A 23,698-nucleotide genomic window follows, 5' to 3' on the forward strand; every position below is an offset into this window, starting at 1 on the left:
ATTAGGTGATGTCGCGGTAGGCCGACGTGTCGTGCGGCAACCATTTTCGCCAAGGGCAGATGGAAACTCCGTTACCTCACCCGACCCCTGCCCACTCCCCGGCCCCCCATCGTCAGACATTCCAACAGGAACAACCCATGCGCACTCTTCTCTTATCGGCCGCCACCGCTCTCCTGGCTGGAGCACCAATTGTCGCCTCCGCTCAATCGGCTCGTCTCCCGAACGGTGCGGCTCACAACATTGTTCTCGTCCATGGCGCTTTCGTCGACCAGACGAGCTGGAAACCCGTTGCCGATATCCTCTCGAAGAAGGGCTACACCGTAACGCTCGTCGAGAATCCGCTCACATCCCTCGCAGCGGATGTCGACGCCACCAAACGCGCGCTCGCAAAGCAGAACGGCAGGACCGTTCTCGTCGGCCACTCCTGGGGCGGCGTGGTCATCACGCAAGCAGGTGGCGATCCCAAGGTCTCGGCGCTCGTCTACGTCTCCGCCTTCGCGCCCGACGTGGGCGAATCTCTGGCCAGCCTGGCCAAGGCCGGCCCGGCAACCGAAGGCACCGCGGCAATCCATCCGGACGCGAAGGGCAACCTCTACATCGATCCCAAGGCGTTTCCGTCTGCCGTGGCAGCCGACCTTCCTCCGAAGATCGCCGAGACCCTGGCAAGCCATCAGCTCCCGCTGAACCACGTGGCCTTCGAGGCGCCCGTCGATACGGCAGCCTGGCACAACAAGCCGACCTTCTATGTGATCAGCACGAAAGACAAGGTCATCGCCCCCGAGGCGCAAAAGATGTTCGCCGCCAGGATCAAGGCGCAGACGACGGAGGTCGCCGGCAGCCATGCCTCCCTCGTCGTCCACGCAAAGGAAGTCGCTGACGTCATCGAAAAGGCCGCGCTCGCGGAGTGACGACCGGGGCTCCCGTCGCGGTCGTGCCGGGAGCCCGCGCCCCATAGGCGCTAACATTGGTCGGCAGACCAACATACCCCTCATCCTGAGGAGCGTAGCGAAGCGGAGCGTCTCGAAGGATGGGAACGCGAAGGACGGAGCTGCCTCGATCATGAGGCATCGGAAAAGGGCCTGTTGTCACCCTTCGAGACACTCCGCTTCGCTCCGTTCCTCAGGGTGAGGTGGAGCTTGAAGCCAAGGTTAGCGCCTATGACCCCACCTCCGCCAGTACCGCAGCTGCCGCAGCGACGCCCTCGAAAAAGGTCTTGGTCGCAGCATCACGCCGCCAACGCTCACTCGATCACTTGGAACCACGCATCCGGAGAATGACATGATTGAAGCCAACACCCTGCGCCCGTCCGCCGCCACGCTTGAAACGGCGCCCACCCGCTACGTCGACGGCAGCGGCATCCGCTTCGCCTATCGCCGTCTCGGCCCGTCGACCGGGACGCCGCTGGTTCTGCTGCAGCATTTCTCGGGCAACATCGATGCGTGGGATACCGCCGTCGTGAATGCCCTGGCCGTCGATCGCCCGGTGATCGCTTTCGACAACGCAGGGGTTGGACGCTCGACCGGCCAGACGCCCGACAACATCGCGGCGATGGCCCGGGACGCGGTCGCGTTCATCGACCTGCTCGGCCTCTCCAAAGTCAACCTGCTGGGCTTTTCCCTCGGGGGCTGCGTCGCCCAGCAGATCGCCGCCGAGCACGGACGGCTGGTCCGCAGGCTCATCCTCGTCGGCACCGCTCCGAAGGGCGGAGAGGAACATCTGTTGGCGGTCCTTCAGGAGGCGTTCTCCCACACCGAGGCGCCGGATCCCCGCCTGCCGCTGTTCTTCACGAAGTCGGCCGCCAGCCAGTCAGCGGGCGTCGCGTTCCTGAAGCGGGCGAAGATGCGTAAGGAAGATCGCGACACCGATAGCGGCAGCGCGGTGACCGATCCGCAGGCCAAGGCGCTGATCACCTGGTGCGCCACGCCTGATCCCGAGCACGCGATGCTGCGCGCGATTTCCCAGCCCGTCCTCGTGATCTGCGGCAGCCACGACACCATGCTGCCGGCGGACAATGCCTATGCAATGTTCAAGGCGCTGAGCAACGCTCAGCTCATTCTGTATCCCGACTCCGGTCACGGCGCCCTCTTTCAGCACCACGAGCTGTTCGTCAGCCACGTCCGGACGTTCCTGGATGCGTAACCGCTCACGAGAGTCGTTGTGGAGGACAGAATGACCACTGCAAAGATCGAGGTCGAACGGTTCAGCCTCACCTGTTCCAAACCGTTCGACGCCGTCGTGGCCGCTCTCACGTCAGCGGTCGGCCAACCTGACATGGTCGAGTTCTTCAGGGCGACGAAGGCTGCGAGCTCCTTCCCGGACTTGGAGCGCGTTGTGCAAAGTGGCCTTGGCCGTACCGGTTTGATGCTCTTCGCCGAATTCGATCTGGGTGCCTATGTGCGCCGCGAATCCGGACTCGAGACGCCGAGGATCATGCGATTTCTGGTGGGCAATCCGCTCATCATGAAGGAAATGGTCAAGCACGTTCCCGATGCCGGCTCCTACGCGCCGGTCACGATCCTCGTCGATGAACGACCCGATGGTGTCCATGTTTCCTACGACAGAATGGAGAGCTTTCTCCGCCCGTACGGCAACCTGGACGCTCTCGCCGTCGCCCGCCGTCTCGATACGAAAATCACGGCCCTGCTCCACGAATGCGCAAGCTGACCCTTACCGACATGTACAAGACGTTTCTTGCCACCCTCACCGCCGCGGCACTTTCCGCCGGGGCTGTCGCGGCCGCTCCCGCCGCCGGCGAAGAGCCGCGGGATGCCGCGAGCCTGAACGCGATCAGATCTCAGTTCGGCAGACTCATGACACTCGCCAACAAGCACGACTTCGAGCCTCTCCATGGGATGTTCTGGCAATCGCCCTCGGCCCTGCTGGTGGCGAAGAGCGCGATCCCGTCCGAGGGGAACTGGGCGGCTTTCTGGGGCAACGAGGCGGTCGATCGGAAGCTGCACGACATCGGCAGCTCCGGTCCGGTCGTGCTCGAGCCGGACTATGCGAAGCTCAAGGTCGTCGGCCTGACGCGCGACATCGCGGAGTCCTACGTGCCGATGAACATCACGGTCTCCTATGCGGGACAGGATGGAACGGCCAGGCCGTTTCTGATGATCATCAACTGGCTGCGCGTCGGAGAGGACTGGAAGGTCGCCTCTGAAATCATCCTGCCGGTGCCGCCGGCACCCGCCGCGAAGGGCTAGCGAGACGCAGCCGGCACTATTCCGTCACCCGCCCGGATGAAAGGCTCGGCGCTTCCTGGCCCGTCCTCGCCACGTATTCCGTGTAGCCGCCGCCATACTGATGGACGCCCTCGGGGGTCAGTTCGAGCATGCTTGGGCGAAATAGCCCATCCGGACGCTGGCACCGAGCGCCGCGCTGCCCTCGTCCGGCTCCGTCCCTCCCGCCACCAGCTTCAGCAGGGTCGACGTCCCCGCCCCGTTGGCGCCCAGCACGCACCAGCGCTCCTGGCGCCGAAGCCGCAGATCGAGCCCCTCGGCTGCGCAACGAACCGGCTTCGTCGTGCCGCACAGCCGGTCCGCCCTCCGGAGTATGGGCTATGGCTGGACAAATGTCGTCCCGAGCTCGGCGCCACGCGAGCGAGCAGGACTGAGACCGGCGGCTGCGCCTGCATCGAGATTGCCCGCGCACGGTCAATTGCCAGCGTCGCTCTCTGCTATCCGAGGCTGGGACGCCGCACCTGGCGCCAATGACGATGCTCTCGGGGGGAGACACGACCATGGTTCGTAAGCTTGCGGCGGAATTCATCGGAACAGCCTGGCTCGTGCTCGGCGGGTGCGGCTCGGCCGTCCTTGCCGCCGCGTTCCCGCAACTGGGCATCGGCTTTGCCGGCGTCGCGCTCGCGTTCGGTCTCACGGTGGTGACGATGGCCTACGCCATCGGCCACGTCTCCGGCTGCCATCTGAACCCCGCCGTGTCGGTAGGCCTGTGGGCGGGAGGCCGGTTCAAGGCCAGCGAATTGCCGCCCTACATCATTGCGCAGGTGCTGGGGGCTCTCGCCGGAGCGGCAATCCTCTATGTCATCGCCAATGGCCAGGCCGGCTTCGACGTCCATGCCGGCTTCGCCAGCAACGGTTACGGCGACCACTCCCCCGGCAAGTTCACGATGGGATCGGGCTTCGTGTGCGAAGTGGTGATGACGTTCGGCTTCCTGTTCGTGATCCTGGGCGCAACCCACGGCAGTGCGCCCAAGGGCTTTGCGCCCCTCGCGATCGGGCTTTGCCTCACCCTGATCCATCTCGTGAGCATCCCGGTGACGAATACGTCGGTGAACCCGGCCCGCAGCACCGGACCGGCGCTGTTCGCCGGCGGCTGGGCCATCGAGCAGCTCTGGCTGTTCTGGGTCGCGCCCCTGATCGGCGCCCTCGTTGCCGGCGGCGTGTACCGCTGGGTCGGCGGCGACGAGCCCCGCGCAATCGAGGTTTCGGGAGACCCCCAGCCCGCGCGCTAGGCCAGGGTCGAGGACCGGCGCCGCCCCCCGGCCAACTGCCGGGGTGGAGGCCCGGGGCTTCCTGGCCCGTCCTCGCCACGTATTCGGTGTAGCCGCCTCCGTACTGATGGACGCCCTCGGGCGTCAGCTCCAGCACTCGGTTCGAGAGCGCCGCCAGGAAGCGGCGATCATGTGAGACGAACAGCATGGTGCCCTCGAAGTCCGCCAGGGCCGCGACCACCATCTCCTTCGTCGCCATGTCGAAATGGTTCGTCGGTTCGTCGAGCACCAGAAAGTTGGGCGGGTCGAACAGCATCTTGGCCATGACCAGCCGCGCCTTCTCGCCGCCCGACAGCACGCGGCAGGGTTTCTCGACATCACCGCCCGCACGCAGCGGAGGCCGTCACGGCCGCCGTCGCCATTCGCAACCTCCCCGACGAGATGCATTGCGTCCTGAAGGCGTGGGCAGCGCAAAACAACCGCAGCCGCGAGGCCAAAGTTCGCGCCATCCCGGAAGCCGCGGTGCCGCCCGAAGGGCGGCTGCGACTAACCCACGCCGTAAGAAGCCAGGCCCTCCGGACGCGAGACCTTGCCGACATAGCCCAGATCACGCCGCGCGGCGCTGTCGTCGATCGTGAACTCGCGGCCGATCAGGCGCACCATCGTTCGGGTCAGGGCGGGATCCTGATCCGAGCGCCTGAGCCTTGCACCGAGCTCCATCATGCGCCCCATGAAGAAAGCTGTCCCATAGGAAACCGAACGGAGCCTATCGATCGACAGCCCCTGCAACTTCGCCAGGCCGTCGACGAAGGCCCGGAAGGTCGTGTTGTCGGGATCTCGCACGAAGTAGGCTCTGCCGCCGTCTCCCCGATCGAGAGCGCAGATCAGCGCTTCGGCGACATTGTCGACATGGCAGGTGGAATAGGGATAGTCGCCGCGCGCGATGAAGGCGAACTGGCCCGACGTGATGGCGTGCGGGATGTTGCGGCTGAAGGCGTCGCCCGGCCCCCAGATGCCCGGCGGACGAATCGCGATGGTGCGGAAGCCGGGCCGGTTGGCCGCAAGAACGCCCGCCTCGCTCGTCGCCTTGCTGGCGATATAGGGCGAGAAACTGTCGGGAAAGGTCGGCGCGCGCTCGTCGGCGTTGCGGATCGGCGAACCGCGATCGTCCATGATGACGGCGGCGGCCGTCAGATAGAGGAAGGATGAAACGCCGGCTGCCTGTGCCGCCGTCAGCAGGGCTTTCGTGCCATCCACGTTGACGTGAAAGTACGGCGCGCGCGGACCGGCGAAGTGGAAGTGGGCGGCCAGATGGATGACCGCCTCGACCGTCGGCATCGCCATGCCGCCGGGATTGTCCATGTCGCCGCGGACCGGCATCGCGCCGAGCGCCTGCACCTTGCCGTCGGCCGCGGACGTGCGGCTCATGGCGAGCACGTCGTGGCCTTGCGCCACGAGCCTGGGAATGAGGCGCGAGCCGAGAAAGCCAGACCCGCCGGTGACGAGGATCTTCATGAATCTACTCCGGTAAAGCTGGTGTGCAGATCGCCTGCACGGCGCTGTCGCGCAGGCGGGCGACGATGGCGGGATCGGGCGGTCGCATCCCAACGCCCGGCTGGAGCGTGGCGCTCAGGAACAGCATCGCGGCCGAGTTGACCGAGGCCCAGGCGACCTGGACAGCCGCCTCGGGCGCTATCGCCAGCCGGCCGGCGGCCTCGATCTGGGCAATGCGGTGACGCAGCAGCGCCTGCCCCTCCCGGGCCGCAGGCAGATCGGCGCCGGACAGGAAACGCGCCATCATCGCCGCGTACAGGCGCGGGCGCGCCGCGGCGAACCCGACATAGTTATCCCAGCCTTCGATCAGCGCCGCGACGGGGTCCGGCGACTGGATGGCCGACCTCTTCGATGACAGGAACTGCTCGAACGCTTCGGCGATCGCCGCGCTCAGCAGACCGTCGGCGCTCTGGAAATGATGATAGAGCGTGGGCGCCGTCACCTTCGCGATGTCGCAGACCGCCCGCGTCGAGAAATGCGCTTCGCCCTTCCCCTCGATCAGCGTCAAGGCCGCTGCCACCAGTGTCGTCTTCGTATTCATTCCTGGAATATAGCATCGCTATATTCTATGTCTATAGCACCGCTATATTACTGATGGAGTGAGGCTCCCGAGCCGCGGGCACAAGTGAGATTAGAGGGCCAGACTGGTTGGATTGGGCGATTAGCTCACCGTCATTTCGCGCACCCATTGTAAAAGTTCGTCAGCGACTAGCCAACGCGCCGCGGTGCCCACGCCGAAGCGGCTAAGCCGTGCTGCCGCTCCTGTCGCGTAATCGATGGCCGCTCGTGCAGCAGGTCCGCTTGCCGCAGGCAGACTCCCTGGTTATATCACTGGATATACTAGGAGGCGGCCATCGGCAAAGCTCAGCAGCGTGCTGTTCGGAACTATCGCTCCCGACTCGGGGAACGCGGGCTCGCGCGCTTCGAAGTGCTCGGTCGCGAGGCGGATCGTGAGCTGATCCGGTCTGTCGCTCGCAAGCTTGCGGAAGATACACCCGAGGCGGCATCGCTGCGCGCGACGGTCAGCCGGTCGGTTTCGGGCGACCCACCGCGCAAAGGCGGCATTGTCGCGGCGCTCCGGCGTTCGCCGCTCGTCGGCGCGGAACTCGATCTGACCCGCTCCCGCGAAGAGGGCCGCGACGCCGGGATCCGATGAGGTTCCTGCTCGACACGAACATCATCAGCAACGTCACCAGGCCCACGCCGTCGGAATCGCTGCTGACCTGGATGGCGGAACAGGCGGACGAGGATCTCTACATCTCCTCGCTGACAGTTGCAGAAATCTGGCGAGGGGTGCTCGAGAAGCCCGCCGGCAAGCGCCAGCGCGAGCTCGAGGCGTGGTTTGCGGGGCCTGAGGGCCCTCAATCCCTGTTTGCCGGCCGCGTGCTTGCTTTCGACGAAAAGGCGGCTCTCGCGTGGGCCCGGCTCATGGCGGATGGAAAGACGCACGGCCGTCCCCGCAGCGCGCTCGATACCATCATCGCTGCCATTGCCGAGGTGAACGACTGTGTGATCGTCACCGACAATGAACGCGATTTCGACGGCAAGGAGATCGTCAATCCGCTCAGGTAGCCCGGTGCGCGTAGATGCAGGCTACCCGCCGGGATGCAGGCCCGGGGCTTCCTGGCCGGTTCGCGCGACGTATTCGGTGTAGCCGCCGCCGTACTGCTGGACGCCCTCGGGCGTCAGCTCGAGCACGCGATTGGAGAGCGCGGCGAGGAAGCGGCGGTCGTGGCTCACGAACAGCATGGTGCCCTCGAAGTCCGCGAGGGCCGCGACCAGCATCTCCTTGGTCGCCATGTCGAGATGGTTGGTCGGCTCGTCGAGCACCAGGAAGTTGGGCGGGTCGAACAGCATCTTGGCCATAACCAGCCGCGCCTTCTCGCCGCCCGACAGCACGCGGCACGGTTTCTCGACATCGTCGCCGGAGAAGCCGAAGCAGCCGGCGAGCGACTTCAGCGCGCCCGTGCCGGCCTGCGGGAACGAACTGTCGAGCGATTCGAAAACCGTCTCGTCGCCGTCCAGCAGGTCCATCGAGTGCTGCGCGAAATAGCCCATGCGGACGCTGGCGCCGAGCGCCACGCTGCCTTCGTCCGGCTCGGTCTCGCCCGCGACCAGCTTCAACAAGGTCGACTTCCCGGCCCCGTTGGCGCCCAGCACGCACCAGCGTTCCTGGCGCCGCAGCCGCAGATCGAGCCCCTCATAGATCGGCTGCGACCCGTAGCCCTTGTGCACGCTCTTGAAGCTCACGACGTCGTCGCCCGAGCGCGGCGGGCTGCGGAACTCGAATCGCACCGACTGGCGGCGCCGCGGCGGCTCGACCTTCTCGATCTTGTCGAGCTTCTTCACCCGGCTCTGCACCTGCGCGGCGTGCGAGGCACGCGCCTTGAAGCGCTCGATGAACTTGATCTCCTTGGCCAGCATCGCCTGCTGGCGCTCGTATTGCGCCTGGCGCTGGCGCTCGCTCAGCGCGCGCTGCTCCTCGTAGAAATCGAAGTTTCCCGAGTAGGTGATGAGCGCGCCGCCGTCGATCTCCACCACCTTGCCGATGATGCGGTTCATGAACTCGCGATCGTGCGAGGTCATCAGCAGCGCGCCGTCGTATTTCTTGAGGAAATCCTCGAGCCAGATCAGGCTTTCGAGATCGAGATGGTTGGAGGGCTCGTCGAGCAGCATGGCGTCGGGCCGCATCAGCAGGATGCGGGCGAGCGCCACCCGCATCTTCCAGCCGCCGGAGAGCAGGCCGACATCGCCGTCCATCCGCTCCTGGCTGAAGCTCAGCCCGGCCAGCACCTCGCGCGCGCGCGCCTCCAGCGCATAGCCGTCGAGCTCCTCGAACCGCCCCTGCACCTCGCCATAGCGCTCGACCAGCGCGTCCATGTTGTCGCCCTGCTCCGGATCGGCCATCGCCGCCTCGAGCGCCGCGATCTCGGTGGCCAGCGCACTGACCGGCCCGACGCCGTCCATCACCGCCGCGACCGCGCTCATGCCCGACATCTCGCCGACATCCTGGCTGAAATAGCCGATCGTCATGCCGGCATCGACCGTCACCTGGCCGTCATCCGGCCGGTCCTGCCCGGCGATCATCCGGAACAGCGTCGTCTTGCCCGCGCCGTTGGGCCCGACCAGCCCCACCTTCTCGCCCTTCTGGATACCCATCGACGCGTCGATGAACAGGATCTGGTGGCCGTGCTGCTTGCTGATATTGTCGAGACGAATCATGCGCCGGTGCTGACTGGAAAGCAGCCGCAACGCAAGCCACAGTCAGCTGACGGTCTTGCGGCGGATTGCCCCGTCACCCCAATTCCTTCGTCCCCGCCAGAGCTCTACCGGGTGGCGTCGGTCAGCTAGTATTTCGTCCCAAAGAACGAATTGCTGAAATGCTGGGCGTATAGTTTTATCGCGTGGCTTCTTTCCTCGGCAGACAGGGATTGGGACGGACCCACGGGCGTATTGTTTGCGTCTACAATGTATATTTTTCCGCTCTGTCCGTCCCTGAGCACATCCAGCTCGCCGAAATCCAGGCCGATCTCCTTGGCGAAACTCCTGCACAGGCTGATTTCTTCCGAGTCCAGCAACGAAGATGCCGGAAGAAGGAAAGACACCACGTTTGTACGCCCGAACCTCATCGATTTTTCGCGCAGCTTGACGATGCAGTAAGGAGATACCGGCCCGAATACCGGCAGGCGTATGTCATACACAAGATCGTGCCCGCACTCGTTATCGACAATCTTCTCGTAAACGACATTCGGCTCGATTTCCGCGACAGGAAGAAGAATGACTCGCCCATCGTGCACTGCATTGCGATCACTTTTCCTGACGCAGCTCCCTGTTTCCCCGAGAGGATCGACACTCAAGCGGTAGCCGAACACCTTCTCGAAATTGACCTGCACGTTGCGCTTGCTGCAGCTGAAGTGAGTATCGTTTATGATGGATCGGTTTTTCGGTACACGATTGCGCTCCTTTTCGGAGATAATGTATTTCGACCGAGGCGCCCACCTGATGAATCGCGTCGAGTCGGCCTGTAGCTCCTCATCGCTCGCTTCATCCAGGGCCTTGCAATGAAAAAGCCGGGCTTTGCGGCGGCTTTTCCAGATCGGGCTCGACCTGAAATGCTCCATGTCGCCCAGAACGACGAGAAGAGGCTGTCGCTCTATCGATCTTCTGAGGAAGACAGATTCGACGACTTTCTTGTAATCCGGAACGGCGGGATCGGCAGCAGCCCCGGCCAGTTCATGCCCGGTTCTTGCTCGAGCCCGGCGCCACGATGATCGTCCCATCCACGATCGTGCTTGGCCGAGGCGCAGGCCGGCCGCCTGCAGGGGCAACTTTACCGTGTCGAATATCGCGCGCCAGACCATCTTGGTCGATCAGATCACGAAAGTCTCCGAAAGTCCTCGATCGTCAGTCGGACGGGCACGATCCGGGCCCCATATTCCGCGTCGCCACCGCCGCACCGATCGAGGATACGGTCCCGCTCCCGGCAGTCAGCGCGTCAGCACGAGGTGGGTCGCGAGTGCCGTCGGGACCGTCTCCGTCACCCGATAGCCGAGACCTGGCAGGTTGATGCCGGCGAACAGGGATTCGCCGCGGCCCAGAAAGACGGGCGACAACGCCAGATGCAGCTCGTCGATCGCTCCGGCGAGCAGGTACTGGCGGACCGTCGATACGCCGCCGCCGATCTTCACGTCGAGATCGCCCGCGGCGGCCTTGGCCCGGGCGAGCGCCGCCTCGATCCCGTCGGTGACGAAATGGAAGGTCGTCCCGCCCGCCATCACGATCGGCGGCCGGGCGTGATGCGTGAGGATGAAGGTCGGCGCGTGGTACGGCGGATTGTCGCCCCACCAGCCCTTCCAGTCGGGCCCGCCCCAATCGTTGCCAGCCGGCCCGAACATGTTGCGGCCCAGGATGAAGGCGCCGAAGCCCGCCATCGCGGCGGAGGCGAAGCGATCGTCCGTCCCGCCCTCCTGCCCGATCATCGATCGGAAGGCCCGGGTCGGGTAGAACCAGTCGTGCAGCGCCGGCCCCCCTTTGCCGAGCGGATGCTTCAAGCTCTGGTCCGGGCCGGCGCCGAAGCCGTCGATCGATACACCAAAACCCGCGACACGCACCTTGCCCAAGGGGACCTTCCCTTAACTGTGAACCAAGGTGACGAGAAGCGCGTCCAGCTGCGCGAACTGCTCGGGCATCGCGCCTTCCATTCCGGCGCAAGCCTCGTCGACCGCTTGCTTCGACGGATAGCGTTCCTGCAGGACCAGCCGCGTCCGGCCCTCGCCTTCCTCGAAGGTCACCGTGGTCACCGCGGCGTCCGTGCTTTCCTCATTGGTCCAGACGAGCCGCGCGGGCGGCGACACGTCGAGGTACCTGCCGAAGAAGGCCATGGAGTTCGCGGCGTCCTGTCCGAACGCAAGCCGGTAGCCGCCCCCGGTGCGAACGTCCATCTCGCAGGACAGCAGGGGCACGGGCGACGACTTCGGCGCCCACCATTGCCTGAACAGCTCGGGCCTAGTCCACGCGTCGAAGACGAGCCGCGCCGGCGCGTCGAAGGTCCGCGTCACCACGAGCTCGCGGTCGGACCGTCGCTCGACCGTCGTGCGGCCGCTGCTCACCATTTCTCCCATCGACCGTCTCCGTCGCGCCCAATACTAAACCAACTTGTTTAGTGTCTAGCGCGGGAGCCGGCTTCACGCAACCGGCTGCGGCCACGGACGATGCCCCGTTTTTACCATGCTTAACCGGCGGGACGAGGCGTTTGCCCCTATTCTTCTCCGCCGGCTCGTCAGACCTGCCGCTGTCGAGGACGATGCCCCTATCCTCAAGGAGAAAGCCTTGACCCAGCACGTTCTGTTCATCGTGACCAATGCCGCCGTGATCGGCCCGCACAATCGCAAGACCGGCTTCTTCTTCGCCGAGGTCGCTCATCCCTTCGACGTGCTCGACACGGCGGGTATTGCGATCGAGTTCGCCTCGCCCGCCGGCGGATGGACGCCCTACGACGCGTATGATGCGAACGATCCGGCCCAGAAGGCGTTCTTCGAGAGCAAGGCCTTTCGCCGCCTGAACCGCAGCCGAAAGCTGTCGGAGGTGGACGCGGCGGACTACGAGGCGATCCTGGTGCCCGGCGGCCTCGGACCCATGGTCGACATCCAGCGCAATACGGAGGTCCAGAAGGCGATCGTGCGGGCCTGGACCACGGACAAGCTCGTCACCGCCGTGTGCCACGGCCCGTGCTCGCTGCTCGGCGTCGACCTCGGCGACGGTACGCCGTTCGTGCGCGGCAAGAAGCTCACGTCATTCTCGAAGAAGGAAGAATTCGACTACGCCCGCGAGGACGTGCCCTACGAGCTCGAGGACGCCCTGACGGCGGAGGGCGCGTCGTATTCGTCGACCGCCAACTGGCAACCGCACGTCGTCGTCGATGGCCGCCTCATCACCGGCCAGAATCCCGCGTCGGCCGGGCCGCTGGCGAAGGAGCTGCTCGCGGCCCTGAAGAAGCTGGCGTGAAGAGCTGAACGAGCCCGCGTCGTCTCCAGCATCACCGTGGCCGAACTCCTCTTCGGCTTCCGCACGCTACAGGACGGCAGGCGAAAGGACATGCTGCCAGCGCGGATCGACGGCTTGCTGGACCAGTTCGCGGGCCGCATCCTGCCCCTCGACACGCCAGCGGCGCGGCACTACGCGGAGCTCGCCGCGACGGCGCGCCGGGCCGGAAAGGGCTTCCCGATCCCCGACGGCTACATTGCCGCGATCGCCGCCGCGCACGGGTTCGCCGTCGCCTCGCCCGATACCAGCGCCTTCGCGGCCGCGGGCCTCACCGTGATTGCCCCCTGGACGGCCGCACTATGGCGAGGCTCGATGACCAAAGTGAAAGTGGCCGGGTTCGGCGTCTCGCTCGACGGCTTCGCGGCGGGCCCCGACCAGAGCCTGGAGAACCCGCTAGGGGTGAACGGTCCGGACATCTTCCAACGGTTCTTCCCGACCAACACCTTCCGCCAGATACAGGGCTGCATGGCCTGAAGAGTGCCTTGACCACCGACGGTCAAGGCAGCCACGGCGACACCGGTCGGCTCGAAGTCGGCGACAGTGCGCATGACGACCGCGAGACTGCGCATCATCGCCGTTGCGGCAATCGGGGCGGCGCGCGCGGCGTGGGGATCCGGCACGTGAAGCCGCGCGCAACGCCGCGCTATGGCGGTGTCGACCGCGAGAATGAGGGCTTCGAAGCTCCGAGACGATTTGCCTACCGGTGCAATCTTGACCACTCCTCACGAAGCTCCCGTATCGATCGAAAGCTGGCGCCGGCACTACTGCGCCGTCAGGCCACCCTCCTCGCTCGGCTGCTGACCACCTGTGACCCGAGCCGTCTTGTCGTCCGTGCCTTGCCCAAATTCCCGACGCAAGCCTTCGGCCAGTTCACGAGCTGGCCAAGGCAGCCAGACTGTGGCTCACAGACTGGTATCGCTGCTGGGGCTAGCGACGCCATTCAGCTGAAGTTGCGTACCGCAGCCGGGTGCTACTCCACGAACACCTCGTCGCGCTTCCTGCGCAGCGACGGCAGAACTGCCAGCACCAGAAGCCCCACCGAAATTGCAAGTAGCATCGCCGACAGCGGACGGGTCACGAATTCCGACCAGTCACCACGCGAGATCAGCAGCGTCCGGCGCAAGTTTTCCTCCATCAGCGGACCTAACACCATGCCAAGCAACAGCGGCGCCGGCTCGAAATCGTGCTTGATCAACAAGTAGCCCACGAGGCCGAAAAAGCCTGCCAGGATGACGTCGAGCGGCGCGTTGTTCACGGAGTAGATGCCGATTGCACAGAAGATCACAATCGACGGGAACATCAGCCGGTACGGCACGCGCAAGAGCCGCACCCAGATGCCGACCAACGGCAGGTTGATGACGATCAGCATCAGATTGCCGATCCACATCGACGCGATCATGCCCCACACCAGATCCGGCTGCTTCTGCATCACCTGCGGGCCCGGCACGATGCCGTGTATGGTCATCGCGCCAACCATGAGCGCCATCACCGCGTTCGGCGGGATGCCGAGCGTGAGCAACGGGATGAAGGAAGTCTGCGCCGCCGCATTGTTGGCGCTTTCAGGCGCCGCCACGCCCTCAATCGCACCACGGCCGAACCGCGACGGATCCCTAGCCATCTTCTTCTCCAGCGTATACGCCGCGAACGAGGCGATGACCGCACCGCCACCCGGCAGAATGCCGAGCACCGATCCGAGTGCCGTCCCACGCAGAACGGGAAGAAACGAATCCTCCAGATCCTTTCTGGTTGGCATCAGACCGGTGATCTTCTGCTGCACCAAATCACGATTCATCTTACCGTCGCCGTCGAGGTTGCGGATGATTTCGGCGAAGCCGAACACGCCCATTGCGACCGTCGCAAAGCCGAGGCCGTCGGCCAGTTCAGGAATGTTGAACGCCATGCGCGCGGCACCGGTCTCGATGTCGGACCCGATCATCGACAGCAGCAGGCCGAAGACGATCATCGCGATCGCCTTCAGCACGGAACCCTTTGCCAGCACCACCGCGAAAATCAGGCCGAGCACCATCAGCGAGAAATACTCGGCTGGGCCGAACGCCAGCGCCAGTTCCGTCAGCGGCGCGCCGAGCACCGCGATCAGTACCGTCGCGACGCAGCCGGCGAAGAACGACCCGCACGCTGCAATCGCAAGTGCCGGACCGGCACGGCCCTGCTTGGCCATCTGGAAGCCGTCGAGTGCGGTGACAATCGACGTCGCCTCACCGGGGATATTGACCAGGATCGAGGTGGTCGAGCCGCCATACTGCGCACCGTAGAATATGCCGGCGAGCATGATCAGCGCGCCGACCGGCGGAAGCCCGAAAGTGATCGGCAACAACATCGCTATGGTGGCGATGGTGCCTATGCCCGGCAACACGCCGATCAGCGTTCCCACGAGCACGCCTATAAGGCACAGCAGGAGGTTGATGGGAGTCAGTGCGACCCCGAACCCGTGGGCGAGATTTGCGAACAGATCGACCATCACGCCTCACGGAGTCATGAAACGCGGAAAGAGCTGAAACGGCAGGCCGAGCGCATAGGGAAAAAGCAGGCTGCAACCGACCGTCAGGCAGACGCCGACGATGATCGCCTCGCCCCATCTGGTCTCGTCAGTGGCGAGTGCGGCGAGCATGAAGCTCACGAAAGCGGAGATGAGGAGACCTAACGGGCGTATCGTAAAGGCAAAGGAAACAATCGCCAGCGATATAAAGAGCGGGCCGCGAAAGCGATACTTCTGGATCGGTGGTCCCTTGGAGAGAATGCCGACCAACATCACGCCAAAGCCAAGCGTAAACAGCAGCCCCGCAAATATGCGTGGAGCGGTGCCGGCACCGAAGGAGGCTCCGTCCATGCCCTGCAGGTCGCGCGAAGCCCATAGGGCAAACAGCGCAAGCGCCATAAGCACCACCCCAGCGATGAAATCCTGGGGGTGCTTGATCCATTTGGGCGCCATGGATTTGCCCGTCTGTTCCCAGTGACCCGGCGCATCATTCATATCCAACTCCACCAAGTCCAAAGACCGTCCGACCGTATTGCTCGGCCTGGCGATTGCTCCATGCGTCTTTCTGGATTCAATCGTCCCAGCCCAAATTCACATGAGGTACGGACCATTGGGAAACGGCCATCGGCTCCAATATCGGAGCCCCGAGGAAGGGCGCCGACAAGCAATACAGGCCTGCGTGCGTTGATACCCAGATCAGGTTGCGGTCCCATTCGATAAAGACGGCTTCTGTCGTACCCCGGCGCCAGCTCAGATAGTTCTCCATTTCGCCATCCCGAGGCGGAACGAAATAAGCGACCTCCTTTGGCTCCGTCGGATCCGAAATGTCGTACAAGCGCAGGCCCGCATTGAGATACGACAACGCGACAACATCCGGGCGCGCCCTGCCTGGAGCGATCCAGTGCTGCATGGCGCGGGAGCTAAATCGCCCGCGTGCCATCGCAAAGTCCTTGTAGGGCGCATCCTGATGCGGCATGGGTCGCGGAAAGATGCCGATAATGCGTGGGTTGGTCAGGTCCTTCACGTCAACGACATAACTCGTATGGAATGGCTCGCGGCCGTCAGCTTCGAGCGCTTCGGGCACCGCGACGACAAGATCCTGGAGCCGCGGATAGCGCACTGGGTCCGCCGTCACAGGTACGACATGGTGATAGGGAATGGCGCCGATGGCCTCGAGCGGGTGAGTAACCTTGCCATAAACCTTAGGGTTGTGGATGTCGGACAGGTCGTGGACGTACATTCCAAAATGTCCCCAACCACCATAGCCGACGGTGCCGCCGTCCTCGACCCTGACCGGGACGATGCAGGGGGTACGGTTGCCGGTCCATGAGCATTGATCGCCGGCAAACGGATAAGTGGTACGATAGAGTTCCTCCTCGTCGAGCCGCTGACCTGGAACCCACCACCTCGACACTTCCTTCACCTTCGACGGATCCGTCATGTCGACGATCATCAGGCCGTTGCTGTAGACACGCTCCGTGCTCTCCATGCGCAGTTGGTCGTCCCAGCCTGCCGCCAGATAAGCGTACTTGCCGCCGTCGTAGAACGGCAGATGAACGCCGAACCCATTCCTGCCCGTCTCAAACTCGTTCAACAGTTCAGTCTTCTCGGGATTTGTCACATCGTATGTCTTGATACCGCGAAAGCCTGGATCATCGATCGCCTGGCGCGCATAGTCCGGGTGATATTTCCCCCGCGGATACTGCGGTGTTCCCGGCGTCAGCGGCATCTGATGCCCGATTACCCGGATCCATTTCTTGAGCTCCTTGTTGTACACACAGCTTTGCATCACACCGAGATTGCTCTCGCCGATCACCACGGCTTTCTTGGGTTCGGTGATGTCGACCCAGCCGCCCTTATACGCGATGAGGCGACGCTTCCCCTTTGCCCACATGCACGAGTGCTCGTCCCCGAAGATCGACAGGTTGATCGACGGGAAATAGGCGACGACGTCCATATTGGAGCTGTATTGATTGCGGTCGAGGAAATTCAACGCGCCTGCCGGCAGCCGGAACGGTACGACTCCACCTCCCGCCATGACACTGAAGTTTCTCTCTCCATCGTCTGAAGATTTCATTGCATTCGAGTGATCGTCATTCTGTGCCATGGTGGATCCCCTGTACGTGATGGTGGTTCTCGATTTCGACAAAATTGAGCGAGCACCCTATGGACACTCGGTTGTTTTCGAAGGGGGCAACCCGGCCATTGTGTATGGGCGATCGAGTATGATCCCTCACCCGGCCGTCTACCCGGACCGCGTCTGGGTGCGATACCAGTCGAGTATTTCGGCGCCAGTCCACATCACCACATCCTCGTGCGACATGATGTGGTCGTAGAGCATCTCAAGATATTTGATGCGATGCGGCACACCGGTGAGATAGGGGTGAATGGCAATCGCCATGATGCGCGGGGCCTTCATACCGTCCAGGTAAAGCCGATCAAAATGGTCTCGGCCGCGGCGATAGATTTCATCTGACGCCTGCTGCTGAACTGCGCTGATGACGACGTCGTTGATCTCGACTGTATATGGGACGGAAACAATGCGCCCGCTTCGAGTCTCCAGTGAGACGGGCTGCTCGTCGAGCACCCAGTCTGCGACGTACTCGATCCCTGCCTCGGCCAGCAGATCGAGAGTATCGTCGGTTTCGGTCAATCCGGGGCTTTCCCATCCGCGTGGCGGAGCGCCGGTGATTTTGGCGATCGCCTCGATCGTCGAGGTGATCGCGGCCATCTGGTCGCTGGTCACGTGCGCCGGCTCCTGCAAGTAACCATGCCCCATGAACTCCCAGCCGCAACGATGAGCCGCCAAGCATGCTTCCTCGTACTGGCTGCACGCGGTACCGTTCACGGCGAACGTGGCCTTCAAGCTGCGACTGCCCAGAACATCGAGAAACCGTGAGAAGCCGACTCTCATTCCGTATTCGTGCCAGGCCCAATTCGGAATGTCGGGCAGCAATGCCTGCCCCATCGGCGGTGGCAGCACCGCACGCGGCATTGGACCAAGAGGACTCCAGCTCTCGACGTTGACGATCGTCCAGACTGCGACACGCGCACTATTGGGCAGTGCAAGCGGCGGACGGGAATTGATGGAGCTGTAAGCGACCCGCTTGAGGACGCTGGCGCCGATGTTCCGATTCATTGTTCTCTCACGGACCTGAAAAAATGCGAGTAAGTTCGATGTGAAACACCCTGCGAGCACGGACTGTCGTTTGGGCCTCCCCGCTTGTTGATCTTCTGGCTTATTGCTGCGCTATGCCTAGCTCGCGGATAAGCTTGGACAAGCGCTCGTAATCCTCATTCCACAACCGACCGAAATCGGCCGGCGTGCCTGGAGCGGCGAAAATGTACTGACGGGTGATCTGCTTTTCCGTTTCCGGATTGGCCATCGCGTGATTAACAGCCGCGTTTATGCGGTTGATCATCGCAGGCGGCGTTCCCTTCGGGGCAAAGAACCCGAACCAACCGAGCATCTCGAGTCCCGGCACGGTTTCCGAAAGCGTAGGCAGATCCGAGGCTGCCGGGTTCCGCGCACGTCCGCTCATTGCAAGAGCCCTGAGGCGGCCATCCTTTGAGTATTCCAGACCGTTGGCAAAGCCGAGCGAACCGACTTCAATCCGCCCAGTGATCAAGTCTGGCACAATCTGTACGCCACCGCGGTAGGGAATGTGCGTATAGTCCAACCCTGCTTGCTTCCGTAGCATTTCGAACATTAGATGCGGGAAACTGCCCAAACCGACGGTGGCGACTCGTACAGCCTTGGGATTGCCCTTCGAGTACGCGATAAGCTCCTCCAGTGAACTGACCCGCAAACTTGGCGTCGCGACGATCGTCACGTAGTTGGTGTAAGTGAGCGCGACAGGCTCGAAGGCCGCCCTCATGTCGAGCGGCCACTTATTCATAATCGGCGCAATAACCATACTGCCGAGTTGGCCCATCGTGATCGTATGACCATCAGGATCCGCGCTGGCCACAGCCTGCAAGCCGATGAGCCCGGAAGCTCCCGCCCGGTTCTCGACCACGATCGGCTGCCCCAGGCTCTTGGCCATATCTTCGGAGAGAATGCGGACAATGACGTCCGCCAGATCACCCGCCGGGAACGGAACGATGACCTTGATCGGCCGCGTATGTTGGGATTGCGCGAAAGTGCTGGCGTACGGCGCCGCGATGAATACGGACAACAGGAGGCAAAAGCTTCTCAGTGCGCGGTGCAGCATGAATGACTCCAATCATTCCTTGTGCCGCTGAGTTTCGAAGCCCTGCCTTGGCAAGTCAAAATGAAACCTGTTTGTCCTTCCCAATATATGAAATTTATGAAATGCTGTAAGAAATCTCAATAGACGGCCCGAAGATATTGAGAATTGCGCTTTTTTTGGGGTTAAGTGGTCGTCAGCGAAGGAGTGTTGCTCGACTTCGTGGCCCGCGAGCCAGCGACTTTGATGACATATTTCCCACTATATGAAACTCTGTCCCGGCACCATCGCTGGGGGGAGCGTCGATGACGAGCAATGTGCCAACATCCGTACAGACGGTGCAACGCGCCATCAGCCTGCTTCGATTGATTGCATCGAGCAATACACGCGACTTGCGGTTGATCGACCTGGCCGAGGGAAGCGGGCTGAACAAATCGACCACCCATCGTCTCATCCAGTGTCTTCTCGAAGAGCGAATGCTTACGCGGGGCCAGAATGGCCGCGGTTATCGGCTCGGCCCCCTGCTCCATGAATTCGGGCTGGCCGCCTTGCCCGCCAAGGGCATCAAGGAGATCGCCCATATGCACCTTTGCAAGGTCGCCGAAATGACGGGGGACATGACTTTCCTGGTGGCGCGGAGCGGGTTTGAAACCATTTGCCTCGACGCCATCGCAGGCCATTTCCACGTGCAGACGATGACGTCAGGTGTCGGCGACCGCCATCCGCTCGGCATTGGAGCCGGTGGCCAAGCGATCCTTGCCGCGCTTGCCGATTCCGAGATCGAGCTCGTGTTCGATGCCATACGACATCAGCTGAGGAACTATAGCCGGTTTACGAGGCAATCGATCTTGCACGATGTCGCGCGTTGCCGGAGTCGCGGTTATTCGCTGGACGAAAACATGGCCGCGGACGGCATCAGCGCGATGGGTAAGGCGATTTGCCTGCCGAACAAAATACCTGTCGCCGCCGTATTCATCGCGACGCTGTCCTCGAGAATGCATCAATCACGGCGCTCAAAGTTGGCGCGTCACCTTCATACATGTGCTGCAGCAATAGAATTTCACATGTCATAGCCCCACGATCGCCGCGCCCTGGGCTATCGGACCGTCGAGCAAGTGCCGACGGAACGCGCCACCCACATCGTCCTCGCGAGGCAGCGCGACCGATCACGGCGCGCCGCCGATCTCCTTCGCCTCCTGGCAGAGGACCTGCTTGCGGTCGTGTCACTGATCCATCGACACCTCGACGCAGCGCACCGATCGCCGCGCCATGGTCGTGCAACGCCGGCACTCCGCCTTTCGCTAAAGACCGCGGATGGCGTCGAGTGACGCCAAGGCCGTCGCAGGCTGCCCCGCCATCAGATCGGCGGAATGGAGCATCGGATCGAAGACGATGCCGGCTTCCCGCTCAATATCCGTGAGCGGGACCTGATGCCGCTTGAACTTGCCCGGCCCGAATCGCTCGATTCCAAACTCGTCGACAACGTTCTGCTGGCTGAGAATGAAGGCGAAAACCTTCAGCTCCTTGCCACCTTGCAGCTCGTCTGCCACGCAGACGACTTTGAAGAAGCGGATCGGATACTTGATCACGCCGCGCCCGAAGTCCGCGCTCGGATCCTCCTTGTCCAGGATCGGTCCGGCAAGAATGCAGGCCCTCGAGTCCTGCTCCTTACGGCTGCGCTGGATGTGGTTCTCGAAGGCGCCCCAGACGCCTTCCCGGCCGCGATAAGTGCGGTCGTTCCGCGCCGGATTGGCCTGGTTGAACGCCTCGTGTTGGGGGGTGCAGTTCGTCCAATGGAATGTGTCGCTGTTGGCGAACTCGATCTCTAGGTCGTTATCCCCCCATTCATTGTCCTCGCGGCGCACGATGTGCCCGCGGTCGATGTTGCCCGCCGGCTTGTAGAAGTCCGCGTCGAAGATCTGCACGGCGGCCGGGATCCGCGGATCCGGTATCCACCGGTCGCTCCCCCAGTCTTCGCGTTCGCCCTCGACCTTGCGCTCGGGAGAGTAGTCCACGTTCACGGCCGACCACATCTGAAGCCGACGCACCCGGTTCATCACAAGCTCGAAGTGGTGGTATTTCAGGACGAGCGGTCGGCCATCCTCGCCCTTGTAGATCTCCGCAAGGCGCTCCGGCGCAATCGTCGGTGTCGGCACGACGATCGTCCCGTCATCGTCGAGGAAGCCGGGATCGTAGCCCTCGCGGCCGTCATAGTCGGGATCGAACCGGATGGATCGCTCGACGGCAACCGGACGTTCGGCCCCCGCGACAGGGGCCGTCGTCATTGCGCCAGCCGTAACCGGCGCGCTTATGTTGATCGTGACCGGCCCCGTGAACGTAAACTGAATGGCTCCCATCCTCGTCTCCTGCAACGTTGTTGCGGCTGCAGCGAGCGGCGCCGCGGTCTTGATTGAGATTGCTTCCTTGCCCATCGCGCCGGTGACTGCCGCGATCGCTTCGGGCACGGGGTCCGCAGTCAATGCGATCAGCGCGCGCAAGATTGCCGCTTCGCTGGACGAGGGGGCGCTCATGGTCGCCAACTTCGCGACGATCGCGCTGATCCGGGTCCCCTCGTTGGCGATCCAGTGGACGGCATCGTCGCCCATGTCCCTGGTCCACAACTCGCCGTTCCGCGTCAGTGGTTTGCCGTCGCGCATGGCGGGAATGGACGCATGGTGGAGGGCGACCAGTTCCCAGTGCTCGCTGAAGGCCGGGGCGCCGGATGAGCCCTCGAGGGTGTCCGTCTCGTACTGCAGGAAGCCCTCGGCCTCCAGGATGTCGACGAGCCGGTTCTGCGCCACCGCGTATCGCTTCGGCTGACCTTCAGGGTGCTGGATGATGTTCACCGGCTGACCCTTGAGGATTTTTGGCCTCGCTTCGATCAGCGTGATCTGTCCCAGGTCGGAGAGCGCCTCGCCGCGATCGGTGAGCGGCGCCACCGCGATCACGGCGAAGTCGAGTGATCGGTCGCTGAGGAAGAACCGCTCGGGCTCCAGTGCAAACGTCAGCCCGCGAGCGAGGCCGCGCTCGGTCAGCTCGTGAAGGAAGTTGGCGCCGCAGCCGACCGCGTCCGTCCGGGTGGGGAACACGTGCCAGTTCGTCATGAGCAGATCGGTACTGACGAGGAACCCGGTGGCAAAGCCCTCGGGCTCGATGTTCGGCGCCGTCGAGCTGACGATGCGGGCGACCGGCCGGCCTGCTTTCCGGGCTTGCTCGCTCGGAGCGAGCCCGACCCAGTCGAGCGACGCTCCCATGCGTCGCTCGACGCCAAAGGGCAGGTCTGTCGCTGCGCTTCTGGCGTTGACAAGATTGATGCCCATCAAACGCTTGCGGAACAGGTCCTGCCGCTCCGGCGAATCGGCCGAACCCGGGCCTTGCGTGGCGATGATTTCCTTCGTGCGATCGCGTTCCGCCGTTCGGGCGCGCCACCGGTCGAGCGCCGCGCGCTGAATCTCCTCCCTGGCTTCGCGAAGCCGATCCAATCTCGACATTGGCTTCACCCCTGCGTTGCTTAGTCTATTATTATATCTCGCCTAAATTGCATGCGCAATTCCCGCCGCCACTGCCGCTCGCCTGGTCATCAGTACACGCTTGTGTTGCACGCTGATGTAACCGCCACCGAATCAAGTTGCGGCGCCTCGATCTTCGGCCGCACTCTGACTGGCCCGGTCCGCGGCGAGTGGTCGGACGGGGGTGGGCCGGACGAGGACTGGAAAGGCCGGTGGGCGACATGCCGCCCTGCAGCGCGCCGACCTTCATCCTGACCCTCTACCAGCGGCCGCCGATCGAGATGCTGGGCGGCACGACCTTCCATTCCGTCACCGACGGCATCGAGAGCGCCCTGCACCAGGCACGCCCTGCGGCCGGCGCAAAGGACACCAAGATCGGCGGCGGTGCCGCGACGGTGCGGCAATACATCCAGGCCGGATACGTCGACGAGATCCACCTCGCCGTGGCGCCTGTCGTGATCGGCCGGGGCGAGCCGCTCTTCAATGGCCTCGATCTCCGCGCCCCGGGCTATCGCACCGTCGATCTTGCGCCGACGGAACGCGCCACCCACATCGTCCTCGCGGGGTAGAGCGGCAGGACAGGGCCGGCGCCGCAATGTGATTTCAGACATTGCAGCAAGCGGGCGACGCTCCAGATCTGACTGTGAAGGAGCCGACCCTGACCGCCCATGTGCTGCAATCCTTCGAGTTCACGGACCGGGATCGCGAGATCGCCCAGTCTTTCGGCAATCTCGGGAAGCGCGATCGTCGCGAGATCCGGGTTCGGCACAAGGCGAGTGAAGATCGCATCCTGAGGCTGCCGCCGGAGGCCGCGATTATGCTCCGGCCGACCCTCGGCCATCTTGCGGAGGACGGGCGGGCTGCTGGTCTCGCCGAGCCGGCGCGGGAGCGCGGAACGCCGCTTCGCGATCACGCCCGCTGAGCCGTCAACCCTATTCCAATTGAAAGGTCGGCG

The 23,698-nt window shown here is 63.5% G+C and carries 24 protein-coding genes and 2 pseudogenes; 12 read left to right on the forward strand and 14 right to left on the reverse strand.

Annotated elements, in window-relative coordinates; all coding sequences use genetic code 11:
• The first annotated feature begins 137 nt into the window (after positions 1–137).
• The 4 genes from ACQY8M_RS28435 (at position 138) to ACQY8M_RS28450 (ending at position 3,203) form a co-directional block, all read left to right on the forward strand.
• Positions 138–908 (forward strand): alpha/beta fold hydrolase, encoded by a 771-nt coding sequence (locus ACQY8M_RS28435; protein ID WP_428675522.1) that lies wholly within the window; start codon positions 138–140, stop codon positions 906–908.
• Positions 909–1,278: 370 nt separating this feature from the next.
• Positions 1,279–2,139 carry an alpha/beta fold hydrolase gene (locus tag ACQY8M_RS28440; RefSeq protein ID WP_428662970.1) on the forward strand — a complete coding sequence of 287 codons (861 nt, stop codon included), beginning with the start codon at positions 1,279–1,281 and terminating at the stop codon, positions 2,137–2,139.
• A 30-nt stretch (positions 2,140–2,169) separates the two neighbouring features.
• A complete protein-coding gene (locus tag ACQY8M_RS28445; RefSeq protein WP_428662973.1) occupies positions 2,170–2,664 on the forward strand; it encodes a DUF302 domain-containing protein in 495 nt (164 codons plus the stop codon).
• 11 nt (positions 2,665–2,675) lie between these two features.
• A complete protein-coding gene (locus ACQY8M_RS28450) occupies positions 2,676–3,203 on the forward strand; it encodes a hypothetical protein (RefSeq protein WP_428675523.1) in 528 nt (175 codons plus the stop codon).
• 132 nt (positions 3,204–3,335) lie between these two features.
• On the opposite strand, the pseudogene ACQY8M_RS28455 reads toward ACQY8M_RS28450, so the two are convergent.
• Positions 3,336–3,509: pseudogene (locus tag ACQY8M_RS28455) on the reverse strand (ATP-binding cassette domain-containing protein); the annotation flags it as partial.
• 230 nt (positions 3,510–3,739) lie between these two features.
• Here ACQY8M_RS28455 and aqpZ point away from each other — a divergent pair.
• Positions 3,740–4,471, forward strand: a complete 732-nt coding sequence (gene aqpZ / locus ACQY8M_RS28460; RefSeq protein ID WP_428662975.1) for an aquaporin Z — start codon at positions 3,740–3,742, stop codon at positions 4,469–4,471.
• Between the two features lie 46 nt (positions 4,472–4,517).
• Here aqpZ and ACQY8M_RS28465 read toward each other — a convergent pair.
• The 3 genes and pseudogenes from ACQY8M_RS28465 to ACQY8M_RS28475 all read right to left on the reverse strand — a co-directional run.
• Positions 4,518–4,838: pseudogene (locus ACQY8M_RS28465) on the reverse strand (ATP-binding cassette domain-containing protein); the annotation flags it as partial.
• Positions 4,839–4,996: 158 nt separating this feature from the next.
• Positions 4,997–5,965 (reverse strand): NAD-dependent epimerase/dehydratase family protein, encoded by a 969-nt coding sequence (locus tag ACQY8M_RS28470; RefSeq protein WP_428662977.1) that lies wholly within the window; start codon positions 5,963–5,965, stop codon positions 4,997–4,999.
• Positions 5,966–5,969: 4 nt separating this feature from the next.
• Positions 5,970–6,512, reverse strand: coding sequence for a TetR/AcrR family transcriptional regulator (locus ACQY8M_RS28475; RefSeq protein WP_428662979.1), 543 nt, complete (start codon positions 6,510–6,512; stop codon positions 5,970–5,972).
• A gap of 345 nt (positions 6,513–6,857) precedes the next feature.
• Between ACQY8M_RS28475 and ACQY8M_RS28480 the strand changes: the two genes are divergently transcribed.
• Positions 6,858–7,160 (forward strand): hypothetical protein, encoded by a 303-nt coding sequence (locus ACQY8M_RS28480; RefSeq protein ID WP_428675525.1) that lies wholly within the window; start codon positions 6,858–6,860, stop codon positions 7,158–7,160.
• Positions 7,157–7,576, forward strand: coding sequence for a PIN domain-containing protein (locus ACQY8M_RS28485; protein ID WP_428662982.1), 420 nt, complete (start codon positions 7,157–7,159; stop codon positions 7,574–7,576). Before ACQY8M_RS28480 ends, ACQY8M_RS28485 begins: the two co-directional genes overlap by 4 nt.
• A 21-nt stretch (positions 7,577–7,597) precedes the next feature.
• Here the strand turns inward: ACQY8M_RS28485 and ACQY8M_RS28490 are convergent, their stop codons facing one another.
• From ACQY8M_RS28490 to ACQY8M_RS28505, 4 genes are all read right to left on the reverse strand, one after another.
• A complete protein-coding gene (locus tag ACQY8M_RS28490) occupies positions 7,598–9,226 on the reverse strand; it encodes an ABC-F family ATP-binding cassette domain-containing protein (protein WP_428662985.1) in 1,629 nt (542 codons plus the stop codon).
• Between the two features lie 125 nt (positions 9,227–9,351).
• The gene (locus ACQY8M_RS28495; protein ID WP_428662987.1) at positions 9,352–10,365 is read right to left on the reverse strand and encodes a hypothetical protein; all 1,014 of its coding nucleotides are present in this window, start codon (positions 10,363–10,365) and stop codon (positions 9,352–9,354) included.
• A gap of 126 nt (positions 10,366–10,491) precedes the next feature.
• The gene (locus ACQY8M_RS28500; protein WP_428662990.1) at positions 10,492–11,124 is read right to left on the reverse strand and encodes a dihydrofolate reductase family protein; all 633 of its coding nucleotides are present in this window, start codon (positions 11,122–11,124) and stop codon (positions 10,492–10,494) included.
• A 12-nt stretch (positions 11,125–11,136) separates the two neighbouring features.
• A complete protein-coding gene (locus ACQY8M_RS28505) occupies positions 11,137–11,625 on the reverse strand; it encodes an SRPBCC family protein (RefSeq protein WP_428662992.1) in 489 nt (162 codons plus the stop codon).
• A 208-nt stretch (positions 11,626–11,833) separates the two neighbouring features.
• On the opposite strand from ACQY8M_RS28505, the gene ACQY8M_RS28510 reads away from it, so the two are divergent.
• Both ACQY8M_RS28510 and ACQY8M_RS28515 read left to right on the forward strand, forming a co-directional pair.
• Complete coding sequence (locus ACQY8M_RS28510) at positions 11,834–12,508, forward strand: type 1 glutamine amidotransferase domain-containing protein (protein ID WP_428662995.1); 675 nt, start codon at positions 11,834–11,836, stop codon at positions 12,506–12,508.
• A 36-nt stretch (positions 12,509–12,544) separates the two neighbouring features.
• Positions 12,545–13,021: a PIN domain-containing protein gene (locus ACQY8M_RS28515; RefSeq protein ID WP_428662997.1), complete on the forward strand. Its 477-nt coding sequence runs from the start codon at positions 12,545–12,547 to the stop codon at positions 13,019–13,021.
• A gap of 496 nt (positions 13,022–13,517) precedes the next feature.
• Here the strand turns inward: ACQY8M_RS28515 and ACQY8M_RS28520 are convergent, their stop codons facing one another.
• The 5 genes from ACQY8M_RS28520 to ACQY8M_RS28540 all read right to left on the reverse strand — a co-directional run bounded on the left by ACQY8M_RS28520 (position 13,518) and on the right by ACQY8M_RS28540 (position 19,258).
• A complete protein-coding gene (locus ACQY8M_RS28520; RefSeq protein WP_428663000.1) occupies positions 13,518–15,026 on the reverse strand; it encodes a tripartite tricarboxylate transporter permease in 1,509 nt (502 codons plus the stop codon).
• Positions 15,027–15,032: 6 nt separating this feature from the next.
• Complete coding sequence (locus tag ACQY8M_RS28525; protein WP_428663003.1) at positions 15,033–15,539, reverse strand: tripartite tricarboxylate transporter TctB family protein; 507 nt, start codon at positions 15,537–15,539, stop codon at positions 15,033–15,035.
• A 76-nt stretch (positions 15,540–15,615) separates the two neighbouring features.
• Positions 15,616–17,151, reverse strand: coding sequence for an LVIVD repeat-containing protein (locus ACQY8M_RS28530; RefSeq protein WP_428663006.1), 1,536 nt, complete (start codon positions 17,149–17,151; stop codon positions 15,616–15,618).
• A gap of 138 nt (positions 17,152–17,289) precedes the next feature.
• On the reverse strand, positions 17,290–18,183 hold the full coding sequence (locus ACQY8M_RS28535) for a polysaccharide deacetylase family protein (protein WP_428663008.1): 894 nt from the start codon (positions 18,181–18,183) through the stop codon (positions 17,290–17,292).
• A 100-nt stretch (positions 18,184–18,283) separates the two neighbouring features.
• On the reverse strand, positions 18,284–19,258 hold the full coding sequence (locus tag ACQY8M_RS28540; protein WP_428663011.1) for a Bug family tripartite tricarboxylate transporter substrate binding protein: 975 nt from the start codon (positions 19,256–19,258) through the stop codon (positions 18,284–18,286).
• 281 nt (positions 19,259–19,539) lie between these two features.
• Here ACQY8M_RS28540 and ACQY8M_RS28545 point away from each other — a divergent pair, with 281 nt between their 5' ends.
• On the forward strand, positions 19,540–20,307 hold the full coding sequence (locus ACQY8M_RS28545) for an IclR family transcriptional regulator (RefSeq protein WP_428663014.1): 768 nt from the start codon (positions 19,540–19,542) through the stop codon (positions 20,305–20,307).
• A 228-nt stretch (positions 20,308–20,535) separates the two neighbouring features.
• On the opposite strand, the gene ACQY8M_RS28550 is transcribed toward ACQY8M_RS28545, so the two are convergent.
• On the reverse strand, positions 20,536–22,554 hold the full coding sequence (locus tag ACQY8M_RS28550; protein WP_428675526.1) for a DNA/RNA non-specific endonuclease: 2,019 nt from the start codon (positions 22,552–22,554) through the stop codon (positions 20,536–20,538).
• A 410-nt stretch (positions 22,555–22,964) separates the two neighbouring features.
• Between ACQY8M_RS28550 and ACQY8M_RS28555 the strand changes: the two genes are divergently transcribed.
• Positions 22,965–23,312, forward strand: a complete 348-nt coding sequence (locus tag ACQY8M_RS28555) for a dihydrofolate reductase family protein (protein ID WP_428663016.1) — start codon at positions 22,965–22,967, stop codon at positions 23,310–23,312.
• Positions 23,313–23,386: 74 nt separating this feature from the next.
• Positions 23,387–23,665 (forward strand): hypothetical protein, encoded by a 279-nt coding sequence (locus tag ACQY8M_RS28560; protein WP_428663019.1) that lies wholly within the window; start codon positions 23,387–23,389, stop codon positions 23,663–23,665.
• The last annotated feature ends 33 nt before the right edge of the window (positions 23,666–23,698 follow it).

This window comes from Reyranella sp. (assembly GCF_965279465.1).
GTDB lineage: Bacteria > Pseudomonadota > Alphaproteobacteria > Reyranellales > Reyranellaceae > Reyranella.

Excerpts from the sequence above, each read along its gene's own strand:
- ACQY8M_RS28445 (WP_428662973.1), top strand. The coding sequence starts at position 2,170 with ATGACCACTGCAAAGATCGAGGTCGAACGGTTCAGCCTCACCTGTTCC.
- ACQY8M_RS28450 (WP_428675523.1), top strand. The coding sequence starts at position 2,676 with ATGTACAAGACGTTTCTTGCCACCCTCACCGCCGCGGCACTTTCCGCC.
- ACQY8M_RS28550 (WP_428675526.1), bottom strand. The coding sequence starts at position 22,554 with ATGGGCATCAATCTTGTCAACGCCAGAAGCGCAGCGACAGACCTGCCC.
- ACQY8M_RS28555 (WP_428663016.1), top strand. The coding sequence starts at position 22,965 with ATGCCGCCCTGCAGCGCGCCGACCTTCATCCTGACCCTCTACCAGCGG.
- ACQY8M_RS28485 (WP_428662982.1), top strand. The coding sequence starts at position 7,157 with ATGAGGTTCCTGCTCGACACGAACATCATCAGCAACGTCACCAGGCCC.
- ACQY8M_RS28535 (WP_428663008.1), bottom strand. The coding sequence starts at position 18,183 with ATGAATCGGAACATCGGCGCCAGCGTCCTCAAGCGGGTCGCTTACAGC.
- aqpZ (WP_428662975.1), top strand. The coding sequence starts at position 3,740 with ATGGTTCGTAAGCTTGCGGCGGAATTCATCGGAACAGCCTGGCTCGTG.
- ACQY8M_RS28440 (WP_428662970.1), top strand. The coding sequence starts at position 1,279 with ATGATTGAAGCCAACACCCTGCGCCCGTCCGCCGCCACGCTTGAAACG.
- ACQY8M_RS28540 (WP_428663011.1), bottom strand. The coding sequence starts at position 19,258 with ATGCTGCACCGCGCACTGAGAAGCTTTTGCCTCCTGTTGTCCGTATTC.
- ACQY8M_RS28530 (WP_428663006.1), bottom strand. The coding sequence starts at position 17,151 with ATGGCACAGAATGACGATCACTCGAATGCAATGAAATCTTCAGACGAT.
- ACQY8M_RS28435 (WP_428675522.1), top strand. The coding sequence starts at position 138 with ATGCGCACTCTTCTCTTATCGGCCGCCACCGCTCTCCTGGCTGGAGCA.
- ACQY8M_RS28525 (WP_428663003.1), bottom strand. The coding sequence starts at position 15,539 with ATGAATGATGCGCCGGGTCACTGGGAACAGACGGGCAAATCCATGGCG.
- ACQY8M_RS28490 (WP_428662985.1), bottom strand. The coding sequence starts at position 9,226 with ATGATTCGTCTCGACAATATCAGCAAGCAGCACGGCCACCAGATCCTG.
- ACQY8M_RS28495 (WP_428662987.1), bottom strand. The coding sequence starts at position 10,365 with ATGGTCTGGCGCGCGATATTCGACACGGTAAAGTTGCCCCTGCAGGCG.
- ACQY8M_RS28505 (WP_428662992.1), bottom strand. The coding sequence starts at position 11,625 with ATGGGAGAAATGGTGAGCAGCGGCCGCACGACGGTCGAGCGACGGTCC.
- ACQY8M_RS28470 (WP_428662977.1), bottom strand. The coding sequence starts at position 5,965 with ATGAAGATCCTCGTCACCGGCGGGTCTGGCTTTCTCGGCTCGCGCCTC.
- ACQY8M_RS28545 (WP_428663014.1), top strand. The coding sequence starts at position 19,540 with ATGACGAGCAATGTGCCAACATCCGTACAGACGGTGCAACGCGCCATC.
- ACQY8M_RS28520 (WP_428663000.1), bottom strand. The coding sequence starts at position 15,026 with ATGGTCGATCTGTTCGCAAATCTCGCCCACGGGTTCGGGGTCGCACTG.